The organism is Chrysanthemum yellows phytoplasma (genome assembly GCF_000803325.1).
In the GTDB taxonomy this organism is placed as follows: Bacteria; Bacillota_I; Bacilli_A; order Acholeplasmatales; family Acholeplasmataceae; genus Phytoplasma; species Phytoplasma asteris.
In genome coordinates this window covers 1-1821 of record NZ_JSWH01000103.1, presented here as the reverse complement: position 1 = coordinate 1821, position 1821 = coordinate 1, and the positions used below count along the sequence as shown (strand labels likewise).

General features: G+C 26.4%; 2 protein-coding genes. Both read left to right on the top strand.

What is annotated here, in order from left to right:
• Positions 1-501 (top strand): toprim domain-containing protein (locus OL66_RS02010; protein ID WP_034172260.1); only part of this gene is annotated, 501 nt, incomplete at its 5' end.
• Positions 502-659: 158 nt separating this feature from the next.
• Positions 660-1289: a hypothetical protein gene (locus tag OL66_RS02005; RefSeq protein ID WP_034172259.1), complete on the top strand. Its 630-nt coding sequence runs from the start codon at positions 660-662 to the stop codon at positions 1287-1289.
• Positions 1290-1821 lie beyond the last annotated feature (532 nt).

The window sequence follows — 1821 nt, the reverse complement described above, 5'->3', positions numbered from 1 at the left end:
CTCAATAATTTTAGTCAAACACCTACTTTTCATTTCAGTTATCGTTTTTTTGAAGCGTTACCTTCTATTAAACAAACGAAAACCATCATTATTCATGAAGGTTTTTTCGATGTCATTAGTTGTTGGCAAAACGGGATTAAAAACGTTGTCGGTCTCATTTGTGTCACTCAACTACTTTCTAAATCACAAATAGAAATTCTTAAAAAAGAAAAAATCAAAGTCATTATCGCTTTAGATAACGATGAAACAGGTCAAAAACGCAGTGAAGCCTTAGGAGAACAACTTAAAGAAGAAAATATTATTTACGAAATTAGACGCATTTTACCACCTTATGATAAAACTTGTAAAGATGTTGATGATTTATTACGCCAATTCGGAAAAGAAGCATATCAAAAATGTTTTTTAGACCCATACATTACTTATGAAGAGGCCAAAAATAAAATCATAGTCGATTTAGCTATTTATTTTTTTGGAAAAGACAAAGTAGAAATAATTGATTAAAATTATTGCTTTTTAACTAATATATTAAACCTTACATGTATAATAACATTAACATACCCCCAAACACACGCATATACCCCTAAATTTTGCGATTTTATTTTCGCAACTTAGGGGATTTTTATTTTTATAACAAAAAACCAAATAAAAAGGAGAAAAAAATGAAAAACGAAACAAATCAAGGAATCATTAGGGGCGGTTGGGAAACAAAATCAACCCCCAACGACTTAGTTCAAATCAAAAACTTTTTACAAATATTAAAAGGAGAATTATTAAATATTACAATTGTTTCTCATTCTAAAAAGAAAAATTCCTATCAACAAGCAAACTACCGCCCAAAAAACCAAACTCTATTTGTAGACCCACAAATCTTAGATGAAATGAAAAAGTATAGAATAGAAATAATCAAAACTCACTCTACCGAAAACAATAATAATAATCAAACCCTAACCAACCCCATATCACCCCCAAAATGCCAAAACAATACCCTTAAAACACATTTCCCTATCTTCCAAATTAATTATCTCAACGAACAAAAAGACTATATTAAAGAATTAATAAGTAAGATAACCATAGACAAACTAGACACTTTAAAATTATATAAATTAGATGACAAAAAAGTAGATAAATATAACAATCCTATAAAAACAAATTATAAAAAAGGATTAAATGTTATTTATTATCAATTGGAAGATTTAAAACACATCAAATTATTTTTAACCAAAAATAAACAAGGCTATCGGGTAAAAAAAATTAGGTCTGGTTATTTATCAAATTTTAATAAAAAATAAATAAACAATTTATTATTACCACTTTATTACCACTTTATTACCATCTTATTACCACTTCATTACCACTTCATTACCATCTTATTACCATTTGACCCCTTTAATTTCCTTGTCAAAACCAAACCTTTTTAAGGAGTGATATTTTATATATTATATCGATAATGATAATGATACTCGATATTTGATATTATCGTTGTATCTTTTATCTATCATTATTATTTTTCGATATATAAATAACTCCCTATTTTTCCTTTCCATTATTAAAAGAGTTGTTTTAAATAAACCTAAATAAAATCACCTAACGCGCTGAAGCGCTAACAAAAATCATAAGTACACATAAATAAAAGAAGAAGAAAAATAAAAATCCCCCAGTTGCGCGCTACCCCCTTTTTTAAATAAATATAATCATTCAGAGTTATAATGGTTATGTATAACAATATACAAAAAAGGAAACAATATTTCAATCATGAAAAATGAAAAGAAATATTAAACCAAATAAATAAATATTATTATAACAATAATTTAAAAGCTAAAT